The organism is Paenibacillus plantarum, assembly GCF_013141695.1.
GTDB classification, from domain to species: Bacteria; Bacillota; Bacilli; order Paenibacillales; family NBRC-103111; genus Paenibacillus_E; species Paenibacillus_E plantarum.
The window spans coordinates 42,687-59,384 of record NZ_WHNY01000061.1; the positions used below are offsets into that span (position 1 = coordinate 42,687).

The 16,698-nt window shown below is 42.3% G+C and carries 26 protein-coding genes; 24 read left to right on the forward strand and 2 right to left on the reverse strand.

Annotated elements, in window-relative coordinates:
- Positions 1 to 14: 14 nt before the first annotated feature.
- From rplF to salA, 21 genes are all read left to right on the forward strand, one after another.
- On the forward strand, positions 15 to 557 hold the full coding sequence (gene rplF / locus GC096_RS20360) for a 50S ribosomal protein L6 (RefSeq protein WP_028557480.1): 543 nt from the start codon (positions 15 to 17) through the stop codon (positions 555 to 557).
- A gap of 101 nt (positions 558 to 658) precedes the next feature.
- Positions 659 to 1,027 carry a 50S ribosomal protein L18 gene (gene rplR, locus GC096_RS20365; RefSeq protein ID WP_057313450.1) on the forward strand — a complete coding sequence of 123 codons (369 nt, stop codon included), beginning with the start codon at positions 659 to 661 and terminating at the stop codon, positions 1,025 to 1,027.
- Between the two features lie 27 nt (positions 1,028 to 1,054).
- Positions 1,055 to 1,552, forward strand: a complete 498-nt coding sequence (gene rpsE, locus GC096_RS20370; protein ID WP_056618277.1) for a 30S ribosomal protein S5 — start codon at positions 1,055 to 1,057, stop codon at positions 1,550 to 1,552.
- Between the two features lie 11 nt (positions 1,553 to 1,563).
- Positions 1,564 to 1,752 carry a 50S ribosomal protein L30 gene (gene rpmD, locus GC096_RS20375; RefSeq protein ID WP_057313449.1) on the forward strand — a complete coding sequence of 63 codons (189 nt, stop codon included), beginning with the start codon at positions 1,564 to 1,566 and terminating at the stop codon, positions 1,750 to 1,752.
- 36 nt (positions 1,753 to 1,788) lie between these two features.
- On the forward strand, positions 1,789 to 2,229 hold the full coding sequence (gene rplO / locus GC096_RS20380) for a 50S ribosomal protein L15 (protein ID WP_056618269.1): 441 nt from the start codon (positions 1,789 to 1,791) through the stop codon (positions 2,227 to 2,229).
- Positions 2,229 to 3,533: a preprotein translocase subunit SecY gene (secY, locus tag GC096_RS20385; protein WP_171632727.1), complete on the forward strand. Its 1,305-nt coding sequence runs from the start codon at positions 2,229 to 2,231 to the stop codon at positions 3,531 to 3,533. The genes rplO and secY overlap by 1 nt, the downstream gene beginning before the upstream one ends.
- Before the next feature lie 86 nt (positions 3,534 to 3,619).
- The gene (locus GC096_RS20390) at positions 3,620 to 4,270 is read left to right on the forward strand and encodes an adenylate kinase (protein ID WP_068661885.1); all 651 of its coding nucleotides are present in this window, start codon (positions 3,620 to 3,622) and stop codon (positions 4,268 to 4,270) included.
- Complete coding sequence (gene map, locus GC096_RS20395) at positions 4,270 to 5,022, forward strand: type I methionyl aminopeptidase (protein ID WP_171632728.1); 753 nt, start codon at positions 4,270 to 4,272, stop codon at positions 5,020 to 5,022. Before GC096_RS20390 ends, map begins: the two co-directional genes overlap by 1 nt.
- A gap of 9 nt (positions 5,023 to 5,031) precedes the next feature.
- Complete coding sequence (locus GC096_RS20400; RefSeq protein WP_312886312.1) at positions 5,032 to 5,337, forward strand: KOW motif-containing protein; 306 nt, start codon at positions 5,032 to 5,034, stop codon at positions 5,335 to 5,337.
- 2 nt (positions 5,338 to 5,339) lie between these two features.
- Positions 5,340 to 5,558 (forward strand): translation initiation factor IF-1, encoded by a 219-nt coding sequence (gene infA, locus GC096_RS20405; protein ID WP_009676800.1) that lies wholly within the window; start codon positions 5,340 to 5,342, stop codon positions 5,556 to 5,558.
- Between the two features lie 103 nt (positions 5,559 to 5,661).
- Complete coding sequence (rpmJ, locus tag GC096_RS20410) at positions 5,662 to 5,775, forward strand: 50S ribosomal protein L36 (RefSeq protein WP_171632730.1); 114 nt, start codon at positions 5,662 to 5,664, stop codon at positions 5,773 to 5,775.
- A 19-nt stretch (positions 5,776 to 5,794) separates the two neighbouring features.
- Positions 5,795 to 6,163 (forward strand): 30S ribosomal protein S13, encoded by a 369-nt coding sequence (rpsM, locus tag GC096_RS20415; RefSeq protein ID WP_171632731.1) that lies wholly within the window; start codon positions 5,795 to 5,797, stop codon positions 6,161 to 6,163.
- A gap of 18 nt (positions 6,164 to 6,181) precedes the next feature.
- Positions 6,182 to 6,577: a 30S ribosomal protein S11 gene (rpsK, locus tag GC096_RS20420; protein ID WP_028557470.1), complete on the forward strand. Its 396-nt coding sequence runs from the start codon at positions 6,182 to 6,184 to the stop codon at positions 6,575 to 6,577.
- A gap of 125 nt (positions 6,578 to 6,702) precedes the next feature.
- Positions 6,703 to 7,647 (forward strand): DNA-directed RNA polymerase subunit alpha, encoded by a 945-nt coding sequence (locus GC096_RS20425; protein WP_028557469.1) that lies wholly within the window; start codon positions 6,703 to 6,705, stop codon positions 7,645 to 7,647.
- 24 nt (positions 7,648 to 7,671) lie between these two features.
- Positions 7,672 to 8,037, forward strand: a complete 366-nt coding sequence (gene rplQ / locus GC096_RS20430) for a 50S ribosomal protein L17 (protein WP_056618253.1) — start codon at positions 7,672 to 7,674, stop codon at positions 8,035 to 8,037.
- Positions 8,038 to 8,177: 140 nt separating this feature from the next.
- Positions 8,178 to 8,939 carry a tRNA pseudouridine(38-40) synthase TruA gene (gene truA / locus GC096_RS20435; RefSeq protein WP_171632732.1) on the forward strand — a complete coding sequence of 254 codons (762 nt, stop codon included), beginning with the start codon at positions 8,178 to 8,180 and terminating at the stop codon, positions 8,937 to 8,939.
- A 174-nt stretch (positions 8,940 to 9,113) separates the two neighbouring features.
- Positions 9,114 to 9,551, forward strand: coding sequence for a 50S ribosomal protein L13 (gene rplM / locus GC096_RS20440; RefSeq protein WP_171632734.1), 438 nt, complete (start codon positions 9,114 to 9,116; stop codon positions 9,549 to 9,551).
- A gap of 18 nt (positions 9,552 to 9,569) precedes the next feature.
- Positions 9,570 to 9,962, forward strand: coding sequence for a 30S ribosomal protein S9 (gene rpsI, locus GC096_RS20445; protein WP_028557465.1), 393 nt, complete (start codon positions 9,570 to 9,572; stop codon positions 9,960 to 9,962).
- Between the two features lie 216 nt (positions 9,963 to 10,178).
- Positions 10,179 to 10,871: a phosphoadenylyl-sulfate reductase gene (locus GC096_RS20450; RefSeq protein WP_171632736.1), complete on the forward strand. Its 693-nt coding sequence runs from the start codon at positions 10,179 to 10,181 to the stop codon at positions 10,869 to 10,871.
- A gap of 137 nt (positions 10,872 to 11,008) precedes the next feature.
- The gene (cwlD, locus tag GC096_RS20455) at positions 11,009 to 11,770 is read left to right on the forward strand and encodes an N-acetylmuramoyl-L-alanine amidase CwlD (RefSeq protein ID WP_171632738.1); all 762 of its coding nucleotides are present in this window, start codon (positions 11,009 to 11,011) and stop codon (positions 11,768 to 11,770) included.
- Positions 11,771 to 11,824: 54 nt separating this feature from the next.
- On the forward strand, positions 11,825 to 12,913 hold the full coding sequence (gene salA / locus GC096_RS20460; RefSeq protein ID WP_171632740.1) for an iron-sulfur carrier protein/transcriptional regulator SalA: 1,089 nt from the start codon (positions 11,825 to 11,827) through the stop codon (positions 12,911 to 12,913).
- A gap of 53 nt (positions 12,914 to 12,966) precedes the next feature.
- Here the strand turns inward: salA and gerD are convergent, their stop codons facing one another.
- The gene (gene gerD / locus GC096_RS20465; protein ID WP_171632741.1) at positions 12,967 to 13,740 is read right to left on the reverse strand and encodes a spore germination lipoprotein GerD; all 774 of its coding nucleotides are present in this window, start codon (positions 13,738 to 13,740) and stop codon (positions 12,967 to 12,969) included.
- Positions 13,741 to 13,879: 139 nt separating this feature from the next.
- Here gerD and GC096_RS20470 point away from each other — a divergent pair, with 139 nt between their 5' ends.
- Entirely contained in the window at positions 13,880 to 14,476 is a 597-nt protein-coding gene (locus tag GC096_RS20470; RefSeq protein ID WP_171632743.1) for a KinB-signaling pathway activation protein, read from the forward strand.
- A 38-nt stretch (positions 14,477 to 14,514) separates the two neighbouring features.
- Here GC096_RS20470 and pdaB read toward each other — a convergent pair whose 3' ends face one another.
- The gene (gene pdaB, locus GC096_RS20475; protein ID WP_171632744.1) at positions 14,515 to 15,297 is read right to left on the reverse strand and encodes a polysaccharide deacetylase family sporulation protein PdaB; all 783 of its coding nucleotides are present in this window, start codon (positions 15,295 to 15,297) and stop codon (positions 14,515 to 14,517) included.
- Between the two features lie 113 nt (positions 15,298 to 15,410).
- Between pdaB and GC096_RS20480 the strand changes: the two genes are divergently transcribed.
- Positions 15,411 to 16,022, forward strand: a complete 612-nt coding sequence (locus GC096_RS20480) for a stage II sporulation protein M (protein WP_171632746.1) — start codon at positions 15,411 to 15,413, stop codon at positions 16,020 to 16,022.
- Between the two features lie 152 nt (positions 16,023 to 16,174).
- Positions 16,175 to 16,405: a hypothetical protein gene (locus GC096_RS38780; protein ID WP_056618222.1), complete on the forward strand. Its 231-nt coding sequence runs from the start codon at positions 16,175 to 16,177 to the stop codon at positions 16,403 to 16,405.
- Positions 16,406 to 16,698: the final 293 nt, after the last annotated feature.

Consider the following 16,698-nt stretch of genomic DNA (forward strand, 5'->3'; position numbering starts at 1 on the left):
ATGGAGGTGCAAACATGTCTCGTATTGGTCGTAAGCCAATCACCATTCCAAGTGGTGTAAATGTAACACTAGACAATACTCAAATCACGGTTAGTGGACCTAAAGGTTCCTTGTCCCGTGTACTTCATACTGATATGAAAGTTAATGTTCTAGAAAACGAGATTTCCGTTGAGCGTCCTTCCGATAACAAACTCCACCGTTCCCTGCATGGTACAACACGTAGTGTTGTTGCCAACATGGTAAGTGGTGTTACGGAAGGTTTCACGAAATCTTTGGATCTAGTAGGCGTTGGTTACCGTGCAAACAAAAGCGGTGACAAATTGGTTCTTAACGTTGGGTACTCACATCCAGTTGAAATCAACCCTGAAAACGGCATTGAGTTCGATGTTCCAACGAACACGAAAATCATCGTTAAAGGTATTGATAAAGAGCTAGTTGGCGCAATGGCAGCAAAAGTTCGTTCCGTACGTGAACCAGAGCCGTATAAAGGTAAAGGTATTAAGTATGAAGGCGAACGCATTCTTCGTAAAGAAGGTAAAGCTGGTAAGAAGAAATAAGATCGAAAGATCGCGGGTAATAGCTAAGAGTTTTCTGATGAAAACTTGCTACGTAAGCATAAGCCTCGCATCATAAGATGATGAAAGGAGTGTAAGTATAGATGATTACTAAAAGCGATAAAAATAAAGCTCGTCTGAAAAGACACCTTCGTGTTCGTAAGAAAATTGAAGGAACAACTCTTCGCCCACGTTTAAACATCTTCCGTTCTTCCAAACATATGTATGCTCAACTTATCGATGATACAACTGGTGCAACTATCGTTGCAGCATCAACTCAAGATAAAGAGCTTAAAAGTGAAGTAGGTAACGGTGGAAACGTTGAAGCTGCTCGTAAAGTTGGCGCTTTGATTGCGGCACGTGCGAAAGAAAAAGGTGTAGTTCAAGTGGTTTTTGACCGCGGTGGATACCTTTATCATGGTCGTGTTCAAGCATTGGCTGACGCAGCTCGTGAAGCTGGACTTGAATTCTAGAAATACATTAATAAGGAGGTAAAAGACTTGCGTGTAGATCCTAATACTTTAGAGCTAACAGAAAAAGTCGTAAATATTAATCGCGTAGCTAAAGTAGTAAAAGGCGGACGTCGTTTCAGCTTCAGCGCACTTGTCGTCGTTGGCGATGGCAATGGCTGGGTTGGTGCAGGAATCGGTAAAGCTTCCGAAGTTCCAGATGCAATCCGTAAAGGTATTGAAGATGCGAAAAAGAACTTGATTCATGTTCCTATCGTAGGCACTTCGATTCCTCACCTTGTTACTGGTAAATTTGGCGCGGGACGCGTTCTATTGAAACCAGCATCCCAAGGTACAGGAGTTATCGCAGGCGGACCAGTTCGTGCAGTACTTGAACTTGCTGGTGTAGGCGATATCTTGACAAAATCCCTAGGTTCATCGAACTCCATGAACATGGTTAACGCAACGCTTGAAGGCTTAAGCCGCTTGAAAAAAGCGGAAGAAGTTGCAAAGCTTCGCGGTAAAACTGTTCAAGAGCTATTAGGTTAGGAGGGGTATACATGGCTAAACAATTACAAGTTACCCTAAAACGCAGCTTGATCGGCCGCCCTGAAACGCAACGCGTTACTGTGAAAACTCTTGGTCTTCGTAAGATTAACCAAACTGTTCTTCACCAAGATAATGCTGCAATCAGAGGAATGGTTAACCAAGTAAGCCATTTGGTAGAAGTTAAAGAAATCGAAGCATAGAATTACGAATTTAAGATCTAGAGGAGGTGTGCAACGATGAAGTTACATGAGCTAAGTTCTGCTACTGGCGCTCGTAAATCACCTAAGCGTGTTGGACGTGGAACAAGTAGTGGTATGGGTAAAACATCAACTCGCGGACATAAAGGTCAAAACGCACGTTCCGGTGGAGGCGTTCGTCCTGGATTTGAGGGTGGACAAAACCCATTGTACCGTCGTTTACCTAAGCGTGGATTTACGAACCGTTTCCGTACGGAGTACGCGATCGTTAATCTTGAAGACTTGAACAATTTCGCAGCTGGTACTGAAGTTACTCCAGAAGTATTAATGGAGACTGGTATTGTTAAAGCTCCTAAAGACGGCATTAAGATTTTAGGAAACGGTGAAATCACAGTAAAATTAACCGTTAAAGCGAATAAGTTCTCTCAATCAGCGATTGAGAAAATCCAAGCTGCCGGCGGTCAAACCGAGGTGATTTAATGTTCAATACCATAGCCAACATCTTCAAAGTAGAAGATTTACGCAGAAGGATTCTCTTCACGCTTATCTTGCTAATCGTCTACCGTTTGGGTGCCTTTATTCCGGTTCCAAACATTAATACAGATGTTCTGAAACTTCAAGATCAAGCGAATCAGAGCGATGTCTTTGGTTTGCTTAACACGTTCTCCGGCGGTGCGCTCTTCCAATTCTCCATCTTCGCGATGGGAATTATGCCTTATATCACGGCTTCGATCATTGTTCAGCTTTTGTCCATGGATGTTATCCCGCGCTTTGCGCAGTGGGCAAAAGAGGGTGATGTCGGAAGAAAGAAAATGACGCAGGTGACTCGTTACGGTACGATTGTACTAGGGTTGATTCAAGCTTTCGGACTATCAATTGGCTTTAACCGCCTATACAGTGGTTTAGTTATTGATGCTGGGTTTACAACCTTTGCTTTGATCGCTATCGTGTTGACAGCTGGTACAGCTTTCTTGATGTGGCTAGGTGAGCAAATCACGGAATACGGTATTGGTAACGGTATCTCCATTATCATCTTTGCTGGTATCGTTTCTGCGATTCCAACAAGCATTCAACAAATCTACAAATCACTCTTTGCAACCGAGGGAGCCCTGTTCCTGAACATTGTGAAACTGATCATTATTGCTTTAGTTGTTATCCTGATTATTGCTGGCGTTATATTCGTACAACAAGGTGTTCGTAAGATACCTGTACAATATGCTAAGCGAGTAGTTGGTCGTAAAATGTATGGTGGGCAAACAACACACATTCCACTTAAAGTGAATGCTGCTGGTGTTATCCCTGTAATCTTCGCATTATCACTTTTGATGTTTCCTCCAACCATTGCAAGTTACTGGAGAGGGAATGTAGTCGCAGAATGGATTATCAACAACTTGAGTATTAACCAAACTGCACCATTAGCGATTGTACTGTATGTACTGCTGATTATCGGTTTCACCTACTTCTACACCTTCGTACAAATTAATCCAGTTCAAATGGCTGATCAGATGAAGAAGAACGGCGGATACATACCAGGTATCAGACCAGGTAAAACGACTTCGACTTATCTGACACGCGTAATGACTAGAATTACTCTTTCTGGAGCTTTGTTCCTTTCAGCAATCTCTATTCTTCCAATGTTATTTGGAGGACTTGCTGGATTGCCTAGTTCGGTTAAAATAGGTGGTACATCTTTGCTTATCGTAGTAGGCGTTGGTCTTGAGACAATGAAGCAAATCGAGAGCCAATTGATTAAGCGTCATTACAAAGGGTTCATCAATAAATAGCTAATAGGTACTGATGGGGCAAGTTCTGCGACATCGGCACCTATTGTGCTGTTCGTAATGCCGAGTGCGATGGGGAGGTTTTAATTGTGAACGTAATATTTATGGGGCCTCCTGGTGCAGGCAAAGGTACGCAAGCAGAGAAAATCGTTTCTGAGTTTCAAATTCCTCATATTTCAACTGGCGATGCATTTCGTGCAGCAATGAGCCAAGGTACTCCGATGGGTATCGAAGCTAAAGGATATGTAGATAAGGGACTTCTTGTTCCTGATGAAATTACGAACGGTATTGTGAGAGAGCGTCTTGCCCAGCCGGATTGCGATAAAGGATTTTTGCTAGATGGGTTTCCTAGAACGGTAGCTCAAGCTGATGCATTGTCTGACATCGTTGATTCACTTGGTAAGAAGATTGAGGTCGTAATCAATCTAGCTGTTGATCGCAGTTATCTGTTAGCACGACTAACTGGCCGAAGAATTTGTAAATCCTGTGGTTCTACGTATCATGTCATCTTCAACCCACCTCAGCAAGAAGGCGTATGCGATAAATGTTCCGGTGAGTTGTACCAACGATCTGATGATACGGAAGAGAAAGTCGGAACACGTTTGGATGAATACATCAACAAAACGGCTCCGCTTCTGGATTACTACCAAAAGAGGGAATTATTGCGTGAGGTTAACGGGGAACAAGACATTCATGCGGTAACCGAACAAATTAGCTCACTGCTACGAGGTCTAGCGTAATGATCATTTGTAAGTCCGAGGTTGAACTAGACCTAATGCGAGAAGCTGGTCGTATCGTAGCCGAAACGCACCGCTTATTGGCAAGGGCGATTCGTCCGAACATTACAACGAAAGAACTTGATCAGATCGCAGAGGTATTCATTCGCAGTCAGGGAGCAATTCCATCTTTCAAAGGTTACAATGGTTTTCCTGGGAGCATTTGTGCTTCAGTCAACGAAGAATTAGTTCATGGTATTCCTGGTCCAAGAAAGCTGGTTGAGGGCGACATTATCAGTATTGATATTGGTGCTCAATATAAAGGTTATCATGGAGATTCTGCTTGGACATATCCTGTCGGTGAAATTTCTGAGACAGCTCAGCGTTTGTTGACTGTGACAGAAGAGTCACTCTATCGAGGTATTGCAGAAGCTAAACCGGATGCTAGACTCTACACGTTGTCGCATGCAATCCAAACTTGTATTGAAGACGCAGGCTTCTCCGTGGTTATAGAGTATGTCGGTCATGGTATTGGAACGGATCTTCACGAAGAACCACAAATTCCGAACTATGGTATTCCTGACAAAGGTCCTCGACTCAAACCAGGCATGGTCCTAGCCATTGAACCCATGGTGGTTGTTGGCGAAAGATTTGTCCAAACACTCGAAGACGATTGGACTGTAGTCACTTCAGATCGTACCCTATGTGCTCATTTCGAACATACGGTTGCTATTACGGCAGCTGGTTATGAAATATTAACTTTGCCTAGATCGTAGGTGAACTGAGTGGATAGTAAGATTCCGCAAGTGGGTCAAATCGTAAAGGTGCTTCGCGGTAAAGATCCCGGAGAATATGCGGTCGTGATTCGGATTGAAGATCATCGTTTTGTCTGGCTTGCCGACGGCGATCATCGTAAATTCGATCAACCGAAGAAGAAGAACCTGAATCATCTTCATTTACAAGAAACGATTAGCAGTGAAGTAGCGTCAAGCATTAGGGAAACAGGTCGTGTGACTAATGGGAAATTGCGCTTTGCAATCGCCAAATTCGTTGAACTTATGCAAGTTGAAGCACAAGAGAAAGGAGAATGACTGTGGCCAAAGAAGATGTAATTGAAGTAGAAGGTACAGTGATTGAACCTCTTCCGAATGCAATGTTTAAAGTTGAATTGGAAAATGGTCATAAAATCCTAGCCCATGTTTCAGGAAAGATCAGAATGCATTTTATTCGCATTTTGCCTGGAGATAAGGTTACCGTAGAATTATCGCCTTATGATTTGACGAGAGGCCGTATAACCTACCGTTTCAAATAAATGTTCGGCTTAGAAGTAATACTCTCTCAAGACGTATGCTTACGAAGCAAGTTTTCTAACGAAAACGCAACATGGTTGCTTACGATGAAAAGGAGGGCTTAAAATGAAAGTAAGACCGTCAGTAAAACCGATTTGTGAGAAATGTAAAGTTATTCGCCGTAAAGGCAAAGTAATGGTAATTTGTGAAACACCTAAGCACAAACAAAAACAAGGTTAAAAGGAGGTGCATTCTGTAGATGGCACGTTTAGCTGGAGTTGACTTACCTCGTGACAAACGAGTTGTAATCGCGTTGACTTACATTTTCGGTATCGGCACTACAACTGCTCAGAAAATCATTGCTTCCACAGGTATCGATGCGAGTACTCGTGTTCGTGACTTGACTGAAGATGAAGTGAGCAAAATCCGTGATGTAATTGACAAATCCCTTAAAGTAGAAGGCGATCTTCGCCGTGAAATTTCCCTAAACATCAAACGTCTAATCGAAATCGGATCCTACCGTGGTCTTCGTCACCGCCGTGGTCTTCCTGTTCGTGGTCAACGTACTAAAACTAATGCTCGTACACGTAAAGGTCCTCGTCGTACGGTAGCTAATAAGAAGAAATAATAAAGGGGGTTAGAGCTAATGGCAAAACCTAAAAAAGTCGTCCGTACGAAACGTCGTGACCGGAAAAATATTGAGAGCGGTGTAGCACACATCCGTTCAACATTTAACAACACGATCGTAACGATCACGGATCCGCATGGTAACGCAATTTCTTGGGCAAGTTCAGGAAACCTTGGATTCAAAGGTTCCCGTAAAAGCACTCCTTTCGCAGCACAAATGGCAGCTGAAAAAGCAGCTAAAGCAGCAATGGAGCACGGCTTGAAAACTGTTGAAGTTATGGTTAAAGGTCCAGGCGCTGGCCGCGAAGCAGCAATCCGCTCTTTGCAAGCAGCAGGTCTTGAAGTAAACCTGATTAAAGACGTGACGCCGGTTCCTCATAATGGCTGCCGTCCTCCAAAACGTCGTCGCGTATAATTCAGGATCACTTTGTAGTATAATTATTCTAAAATCGTGAATAATGGTTTGAAGGATAGGCATACTATGAAATTTTCAACGAAGTATCCAGAGGGAACCGACGTATTGAATGGAGGGTACATTTCATGATCGAAATCGAAAAGCCAAAAATAGAAACTGTAGCATTAAGTGAAGATGGCGCTTATGGTAGATTTATCATTGAGCCGTTGGAGCGTGGCTACGGTACAACCTTAGGAAACTCACTACGTCGTATCTTACTGTCCTCCTTACCGGGGGCAGCAGTAACCTCTGTCCAAATCGATGGCGTTTTGCACGAATTTTCAACGATTCCTGGCGTGCTTGAGGATGTTACGGAAATTATCCTCAATCTTAAAGGATTGTCGTTGAAGATTCACTCCGATGAGGAGAAAGTGCTAGAAATTGATGCAGAAGGAGAAGGTAACATTACAGCGGCTGATATCCGCGGTGATAGTGATGTTGAAATCCTTAACCCGGATTTACACATTGCTACCTTGTCTCCAGATGCACGTCTTCACATGAGGATTCATGCGGGCAGAGGGCGCGGTTACGTCCAATCAGACAAAAATAAGCATGAAGAGCAACCAATTGGTGTAATTCCAATTGATTCGATCTACACGCCTATTACTCGGGTAAACTACGCTATTGAGAATACTCGCGTCGGCCAAGTGACTAACTATGACAAATTGACCCTCGAAGTATGGACCGATGGAAGTATTCGACCAGAAGAAGCAGTAAGCTTGGGCGCGAAAATCCTAACTGAGCATTTGAACTTGTTCGTCGGTTTGACGGATGAAGCGAAAGATGCTGAGATCATGGTTGAGAAAGAAGAAGATAAGAAAGAGAAAGTTCTTGAGATGACGATCGAAGAACTAGACCTTTCCGTTCGTTCTTATAACTGTCTCAAACGTGCAGGAATTAATACCGTACAAGAGCTGATTACCAAAACAGAAGAAGACATGATGAAAGTTCGGAACTTAGGTCGCAAATCACTTGAAGAAGTTCAAGAGAAGCTCGAAGAGCTGGGTTTGGGTCTACGTACCGAGGAATAATCGTGTCAGAAGGAGGTTAACTCAATGAACTACAGAAAATTGAACCGCGATTCTAGTAATCGTAAAGCATTATTTCGTGATCTGGTAACGGATCTGTTCATACATGAGCGCATTCAAACAACAGAAGCAAAAGCTAAAGAAATTCGTTCAATCGCTGAGAAGTTAATTACTCTTGCGAAACGCGGAGATCTTCACGCACGCCGTCAGGTTGCTGCTTTTGTTCGTAGAGAAGCTGCTAACGAAAATCAAGATGCGATTCAAAAACTATTCTCTGAATTGGCACCACGTTATTCCGAGCGTCCAGGCGGATACACGCGTATCCTTAAACTGGGACCACGCCGCGGTGACGCAGCACCAATGGTTTACCTAGAGCTAGTAGATCGCGCATAGAAGACGGATGGGAAAGGGTGGACGGAATCACTAGATTCTGGTGAAGCCCTTTTTTTGCAGTCTTGGATCGCATTCTAGTGTAATGAGCTGCTTAAGCAACTCAGGCTAGGTAGAAAGGATGACTCATGGAGGAACAAGCCTTGAGAAATCTACGCTTTACCATAAGTTATGATGGATCATCTTATTCTGGTTTCCAGATACAGCCTAGATCTGATACGGTGCAATATCGTTTAGAACAGGCAGTCTTCTTGCTGACAGGTGAGACAGTGAAGGTCATATCGTCAGGGCGTACAGATGCCGGTGTTCATGCGAAAGCGCAAGTTATTAATTTTACAACAAGTTCTAAGATTCCAGTAGAACGTTGGTGTTTAGCTCTAAATGCTAGACTACCCAGGGACATCGTTGCACATACCGCAGAAGAAGTTCTCCCTACATTTCACTCTCGCAAAGCCGCGAAACGTAAAACTTATTGTTATACGATTCGTTCGGCGCGCTTCCCTGATGTCTTTCACCGCAACTTCGAGTATCATCACCCCACGCATTTGAATGTGGAAGCCATGAGAGAGGCGCTCCCTTGTTTGCTAGGTGAGCATGATTTTACTTCGTTTTGCACAGTGAGAACGGATAAGGAAATCAAAGTGAGAACCTTATATGAGGTACGTATGGAGACGGAATCCGATGAGTTGTTGGCGACAGGTAAAGTAGAACGTATCCGGTTAATCATAACGGGGAATGGTTTTCTTTATAACATGGTGAGGATCATCGTAGGGACGTTAATACAGATCGGTGAGGGTAAGAGACCATCTAGTGATATGCAACGTGTTCTCGAGGCCAGAGATCGCTCTCAAGCGGGTCCTACAGCCGAAGCCATGGGATTAACCTTGTGGAAAGTCGACTATTAAAAAGTTGTCATCACTACTTGATTATTAAGAAGTTATCGTGTAAAATATAACTTGGCGTTTCGTGATCGGCTACCCCACAGCCCCTGATCACAAATGATCATAACTATCCATCGCTTATGAATAAATGACAACTATAACTTATGTATTTCAGATATATTTTTAGGAGGATTAAGCATGCGCACCACATATATGGCTAAGCCAAATGAAGTAGAGCGTAAATGGTACATTGTTGACGCTGCAGGCCAAACACTTGGCCGTCTTGCAAGTGAAGTTGCTAGCATTATCCGCGGTAAGCACAAACCGGAGTTCACTCCACACGTAGATACTGGTGATTTCGTTATTGTTATCAATGCTTCCCAAATTAAGCTTACTGGTAAGAAAATGCAAAACAAAATGTACTACCGTCACTCTATGTACCAAGGTGGTTTGAAAGTGACTTCCGCTCAAGACTTGCTTAACAGCAAACCTGATCGTATGATCGAATTCGCAGTTCATGGTATGCTTCCTAAGAACCGTCTAGGCGATAGCTTGAAAACTAAGCTTAAAGTCTACGGTGGAGCAGAGCATCAGCACCAAGCACAACTACCAGAAGTCTGGAATCTTCGCGGTTAATATAAGGAGGAACGTTTCGTGGCACAAGTTCAATATTATGGAACGGGTCGTCGTAAGCATTCGGTAGCGCGTGTTCGCTTAATACCGGGTGAAGGACGCATCATCATCAATAAACGTGATCTAGATGAGTATTTCGGTCTAGAAACATTGAAGCTAATCGTTAAACAACCACTTGCTCTAACTGAAACTATCGGTCAATACGATGTTCTAGTTCTTGCAAATGGCGGCGGAATCAGCGGACAAGCTGGCGCAATTCGTCACGGTATCTCCCGTGCATTGTTGAAAGCTGATCCGGAATACCGTGGATCCTTGAAAAAAGCTGGATTCCTAACACGTGATTCCCGTATGAAAGAGCGTAAAAAATACGGATTGAAAGCAGCACGTCGTGCTCCTCAATTCTCCAAACGTTAAGATATGGTGCCTTTGGCACGCAAGAAGAACCTTTTCGGCTTATGGCTGGAGAGGTTTTTCTTTTTTTTATGTTCATCATGATCCAACATTAGCCCAATAGAATAAGTTAATACCAAAATGATAAAAAGTAATTGACACCCTGCAGAAGTCAGATATAATTAAATTATAAATCATACAATATCAGTCGGGATTGTCGACTATTGGAGGAATCGGAAGATGAATCTATTTGAAAAAGAAGCATTTGTAACGAAAGCTGCGGAAGAATTCGAAAATCAATCGCCTGAAGCCATATTGAAATTAGCTGTAGATACATTTCAAAGATTGACACTTGCTTGTAGTTTTGGCGCAGAAGATGTGGTGTTGGTCGACATGCTGCAAAAGATTAACCCGAACGTGGATATCTTCTACTTAGATACAAATGTGCACTTTGATGAGACTTATGAAACGAAAGATCGTCTTGAGAAACACTACGGTACGAAATTCGTTCAAGTATTGCCTAAATTAACACTGGATGAGCAAGCGGAGAAATTCGGGGATGAGCTTTGGAAAAGCGACGCGAACCAATGCTGCAACATACGTAAAGTTGATCCTCTTACAGATATCCTTAGAAATTATGATGCGTGGATTACAGGAATTCGCCGCGATCAAGCACCTACTCGAGCAAATTCTAAAAAAGTGGAATATGACGTGAAGTTTGGTCTTATCAAATTCAATCCACTTGCTGGATGGACTTCAGAAGACGTATGGCAGTATATTCGCGACAATGATGTGATATATAACCCACTTCATGATCGTAACTATCCTAGTATCGGTTGCACGCACTGCACACGCCAAGTCGCTGAAGGTGAAGATCCGCGCGCAGGACGTTGGGCAAGTATTGAGAAAACGGAATGCGGACTCCATAAGTAAGTTGATATCGGCTCTGCAATGCGTTCACAAGGCCTCGTGAAGCGATTCTACATGCATTGTACGTAGGATGGTATATTTGTCCACCCTGTCCCATATAGATGTTACAGAGTCTATAGGGGAACAGAGGTGGATTTTTTATGCGTAAAAGGAAGAAGAGGTTGGTGGTATGGCTGACCTTTCACAGTAGTCTGAAGCTATTGCTTTCAGCTATGCTGGTTGCCTTGGTTGTCTTTATTTATGCGTACGAGCTCCCTACAACGAAGACCTGGTCGGATTGGACGCTCCCCTTATCGGGGAAGACAATAGCGCTGGATGCAGGTCATGGGGGTCCTGATGGTGGGGCTGAGAGCAAGGATGGTATCATTGAGAAAGATATCAATCTAGCTATAACCTTGCGGTTACGCGACTACTTGCAACAAGCCGGTGCGATCGTGGTTTTAACAAGAGAAACGGATACGGATCTAGCGGAATCGGGCACGAAAGGCTATAGCAAACGGAAGACGCAGGATCTCCACAATCGAGCGGACTTGATTCAGAACAATAATGCCGATATGTTTTTGAGTATCCATTTGAACAGTATTCCTTCTGATAAATGGAGAGGCGCACAAACGTTCTATTATTTGAATAATCCCAACAATCCCAATCTAGCAGCACTCATTCAGTCCGAGCTTAGGCGTAATCTAGAAAATACAGATCGCGTGGCGAAGATGGCTGATAAGACTGTGTATCTGCTAAAAACATTAAAAATTCCAAGCGCACTCGTTGAGGTAGGCTTTCTTTCAAATCCAGAAGAAGCTAAGTTATTAGCGGATGAGAACTATCAGAAAATGTTGGCAGCTTCGGTATATCAAGGGATTTTGAGATATTATGCAGGTGAAAAAGTGGGTTCTTCCTCATAATGTGGTATAATAAAAGCCGCGAATACAATGTCCCAATAAAGGTGTGATGTGGCTATGGTACATAAAGATCAGATTCTAGAAGCGTTGAATAAGTTAATAGACCCCCAGTTTAATAAAAGTGTAGTGGAATTAAATTTGATTCGTGATGTAATGGTGAAGGAAGATGCGGTATCCTTAAGCTTGCTCGTAGTAACCGAGGATGAAGGATATAAGGAGCAAGCCAAAGCATTCATTCAACAATCTTTAGCAAATATAGGAGTACCCCAAGTTCATATCCGGTTTAGATTGATGACGGACCATGAGCGGAGTCGTTTGGAAGGAACTTCACAACAGTCGGATACTACTCCGCAGACCCCTGTACAACCTCCGATTCAGCAGCCGATTCTCGGACAATCCTCAACAGTTGAGTTTATCGCTGTTGCGAGTGGCAAAGGTGGCGTTGGTAAATCAACAGTCACAGTTAATCTGGCAGTCGCGCTGGCTCGGAAAGGGAAAAAGGTAGGGATTATTGATGCGGATATTTATGGATTTAGTATTCCGGATATGATGGGGATTGAAGAACAGCCTCAGCTAGTAGAAAACGTGATTATTCCCGTTGAGAAATTTGGGGTAAAAGTGATATCGATGGGGTTCTTTGTCCAAGACAATGCACCTGTTGTATGGCGTGGGCCGATGTTAGGCAAAATGCTCCGCAACTTCTTCAACGAAGTAAATTGGGGAGATGTGGAGTACATCCTTCTAGACCTTCCTCCAGGTACTGGCGATGTCGCACTAGATGTGCATCAGCTCATACCGCAAAGTAAAGAGATCATTGTTACGACGCCACATGCTACAGCAGCATTTGTAGCTGCTAGGGCCGGTGCGATGGCTATTCAAACGAACCATGAAATTTTGGGTATCGTTGAGAACATGTCTTACTATGAAAGTAAGGATGGCAGCATTGATCATATTTTTGGTAAAGGTGGAGGTGCTAAACTTGCTGAAGATCTTCACAGTGAGCTATTAGCACAAATTCCGTTAGGAGCGCCTGATAATCATATATCTGAAAAGGATTACTCGCCTTCCGTATATAAAGCGGAATCCAAAGCGGGGCAAATCTATTTGGAAATAGCGGATCGGTTGATTTCGAAGCTAGATAAATAGTGAAAAAAAAGGAAGAGGAAGCAGAGGGAATCTGCCAACTCTTCCTTTTTTGTTTAAGAATCAGAACCTCCATCTTTCTTCTCATCACCTTGTTTTTGGGAGTCCCCCGAGGAATCATCCTTTTGTTTGTCATCCCCGCTGTCTTGCTTTTTATTTCCTTCTTTGGCTTTATCATCACTTTTTTCTGTACTCTTTGCGGAAGGCATTTGATCAGGCTTGCTTTGCTGGACGATAGCAGACTTAAGTAATTCAACCATTTGCGCTCTGAAAAGAGGGCTTTGGATGGATTCCTCCATGACAGTCATCATTTGTTGGCGGTATGGTGCTGTTTTCATAACATCAAGAACCATCTTCTCATAATCAGGGTTTTTCATAACATCAATCAGTGATTTTTGATAAGTAGGGTCCTTGAGCAATTCCTTGAACATTTGTTTGGTCTCTTTTTGGATCGCTGTGGCAAAGTCACCTGCGAACTTAGGATCCTTCATCATATCGGTCAAAAACATATTATTTTCCTTAGCGGTCAGTACATCTTTGACAGCCATTTGAAGCTGAAGGGACTCATTAGCGGATAGTAGTTTAATTTGTGATTGGCCAGCAACACTGTTAGCACCTACATCCCCATTCATGATACTTCGATTTGCAGCACTTATTGCTTTTTTACCATCATCTGATTTCAGAATATCGAGGATCATTGTCTTTTGTTCTTTGTACGTATTGGCTTGTGATTGGCCTTGAGATGAGTTATCTGTACCACAAGAGGCGAGAAGAAAAGCCAATGATATAGCCGGTAGGACCTGAAGCTTTCTAAGTCTTGTCTTTAACATAACTACATGCTCCCTTCCCTTAACTTTAATGGTCTTAGTATGTGTGGTTAGGGTCAGAATATAAGGGAACATTATTGGCTTTTTATCGCAAAGATTGGTACAATTAACAATTAGAGTTGATGTGTGGAGGTAATTAAACGTGACTTTGCGTAAATGGTTTCACTTATTTTGGACAACATTAGTATTAGGGATTGTAGTGTCTACTGGGGTTGGACTTATCCTTCAATTTTCAGACAAAGAATTTTCTGTAATGGGCTTATCGGCGGTCGGATTTAATTTGATTAATATGATTCTCGGTGGAGCTACGATAAGTGTATTGAGTCAAATGGGCTTCTTCGCATATTTAATCGTTAGGTTCATTGCTGTTGGTATTATACGATCCAAAACAGTGTGGGACTTGTTACAGCTTGCCGTTGTTATTGTTGTTTTATTCGACCTTGTCTACTTGAGGAAAACGAATTTCAACAGTTCTGAATCGCTGCTTGGATATTTCATCTTGCCTGTTTGCGTATTAGTGATTTCTTTAGCAGTAAGCTATTGGAAGGTGAAAATGACGAATCGGAATGCATTCATTCCTACGTTATTTTTCATGACGGCAGTTACTGTGCTTGAGGCAGTACCAGCATTGAAATTAGATAACTCAGCATCAAGTCTATTTATGTTGGCACCTTTATTCGTCTGTAATGCATGGCAAATTCTTACCCTACATAAAATATTGGATAACAAAAAGAGCTAATTTGATTAGCTCTTTTTTTTCAAATCTATCTATAAATACTAATGGATTTGTTTCATGGCTTGATCCTCGACAGGGGTTGTCTCCACCTGGGTTTGCTTAATGAGCTCACTTACACTTACGAACTGATATCCCTTTTCTCTTAGTTGTTGGATAATAGCTGGCAAAGCCTCATGTGTTTGTTGGGAGGAGTCGCTCGCGTGGAGAAGAACGATATCGCCGGGATGTGCCTTGCTCACTACACGGTTTACAAGGGTGTCGACGCCTTTATTTAGCCAATCTTGAGAGTCTGTATCCCATTGGATGACGGAATAGCCAAGATCATCAGCAATTCGTAAGACACGCTTGTCGAAATCGCCATTAGGCAGACGAATTAGGTTAGGCTCCTTGCCAATTAATTCTGTTAAAATGCCATGTGCAGTAGAAATTTCGTTTCGAATTTCCTCATCACTAAGATCGCTGTAGTTGTCAAATTTGTTTCCATGACTGCCAATCTCGAATCCGTAACTTTTGATATGTGAGACAATGTCAGGATGGCTCTTACTCCAGGGCGAAGATAAGAAGAAAGTCGCATCCTTAACACCATTGTCTTTTAGGATTTTCAAGATTGGTTCAGCTCGAGTATCCCCCCAAGAAATATCAAAGGTAAGGGCGATGACCTTCTTTTCGGTCTGCACGCTGTAGATAGCGGAAGGCTCGGAGTTCATAAAGACAGATACGTTACTTTGTTCGGAATATACAATGGCCGCGGAGAAGATGATGGCAAGAGCAATGAATAAATATTGTTTAAATTTGCGTGCGTTGATTACAAAAAAGTAGTTCATAAACAGCTTGTACCTCCTTTATGTCAAGCCAAGGACAGCTTGTATAACCTTTAGTAAATAATGTATGCTCGTACACAGGGTACTTATGCTTCCGAAATTGGAGGAATTACAAAATGAATTTTCCGGCATTGCTTAGACATTTTAAAGAAATGAAGCATTACTTTATTGTGGTTGTACTCGTTTTTGGATTTAGTTTGTATATGGGGTGGGCTAATTCCGAGCAATTTACGCATTTCTTGGAGAAGCAGTTAGAAGGACTCCAGCCTATGATTAAATCAATAAGTGCTAAAGAAAACCCGCAGGTGTGGCTGTTCATTTTTATCTTTTTAAATAACGCGATTAAGTCGGTGCTTATCGTTTTTTGTGGGATTTTCCTAGGTGTATTACCGCTCTTTATGCTAATCGCTAATGGAATGATTCTAGGTTATGTACTATCTTTGCAGACACATGAAAGTACATTATCCATCGTTCTTAAAGGGATATTGCCGCATGGTATCATTGAGATCCCTGTTATTTTGCTCGCGTGCGCATATGGCTTGAAGATAGGGATGTTGGTATGGAAAATGGGTTTACAATTACTTGTGCCAGCTGAGAAAAGAAGTGCTCGAATTGAATTGATTAGAGTATTTCAATTAACCAAGCCATTAAGTATGGGGATCGTTGTCCTCCTTTTGATTGCGGCTATAATTGAAAGCACACTTACCTACTGGTTGGTGCATTTGTAAAATATTTTCAATCTCTCGTCATAAAATTGGCAAAATCTGAGCATAACAATAAGGCGGAAAAGAAGAGGGGGCATAGTTGGCTCAACTCTCCACGTCTAACTAAAATGTTAGTGCCATGAATCTCTACAGTCGAGAGGGGTTTGGATGGATGTATGCTCGGATTTTTGTTCAATGAGAGAGAATGCAGAGAATTAGATTATGTACTCCGTAAAGAATTAGACGAAATGCTATTCGATCTCAATGATAAGAGAATTGATCAAGAGATAAAGGGAGCTATAGAATCCAGATACAAGGTCATCTTCAGGATGTATGCTCGCTTAGCTACACCAAAGGAAATATCGAAGTACGCAAGAAACCGTAATTATCAAGCTCAGAAAAAATAGGGGGTAAGTGCTTGACTTACCCTCTCCAATTGTGTTATTTTATAACTCGTCACTTCGAAACAAAGCGAGTGAGTCTAATTGTAAAAGATGTTCAAATAAACTTTTCAAAATAAAGACTTGCAATCTTGGGTGGGACTGTGATATATTTAAAAAGTCGCCGCTAAACGGATGGCGATGAAAAACGAAAGAAATTGATCTTTGAAAACTGAACAACGAGTGAGTAAGCACAGTCGAGTAATCGACTATAAAAGAGATTGCAAAATCTCGCTAGCTTCAAATGAGTAAGTCATCTT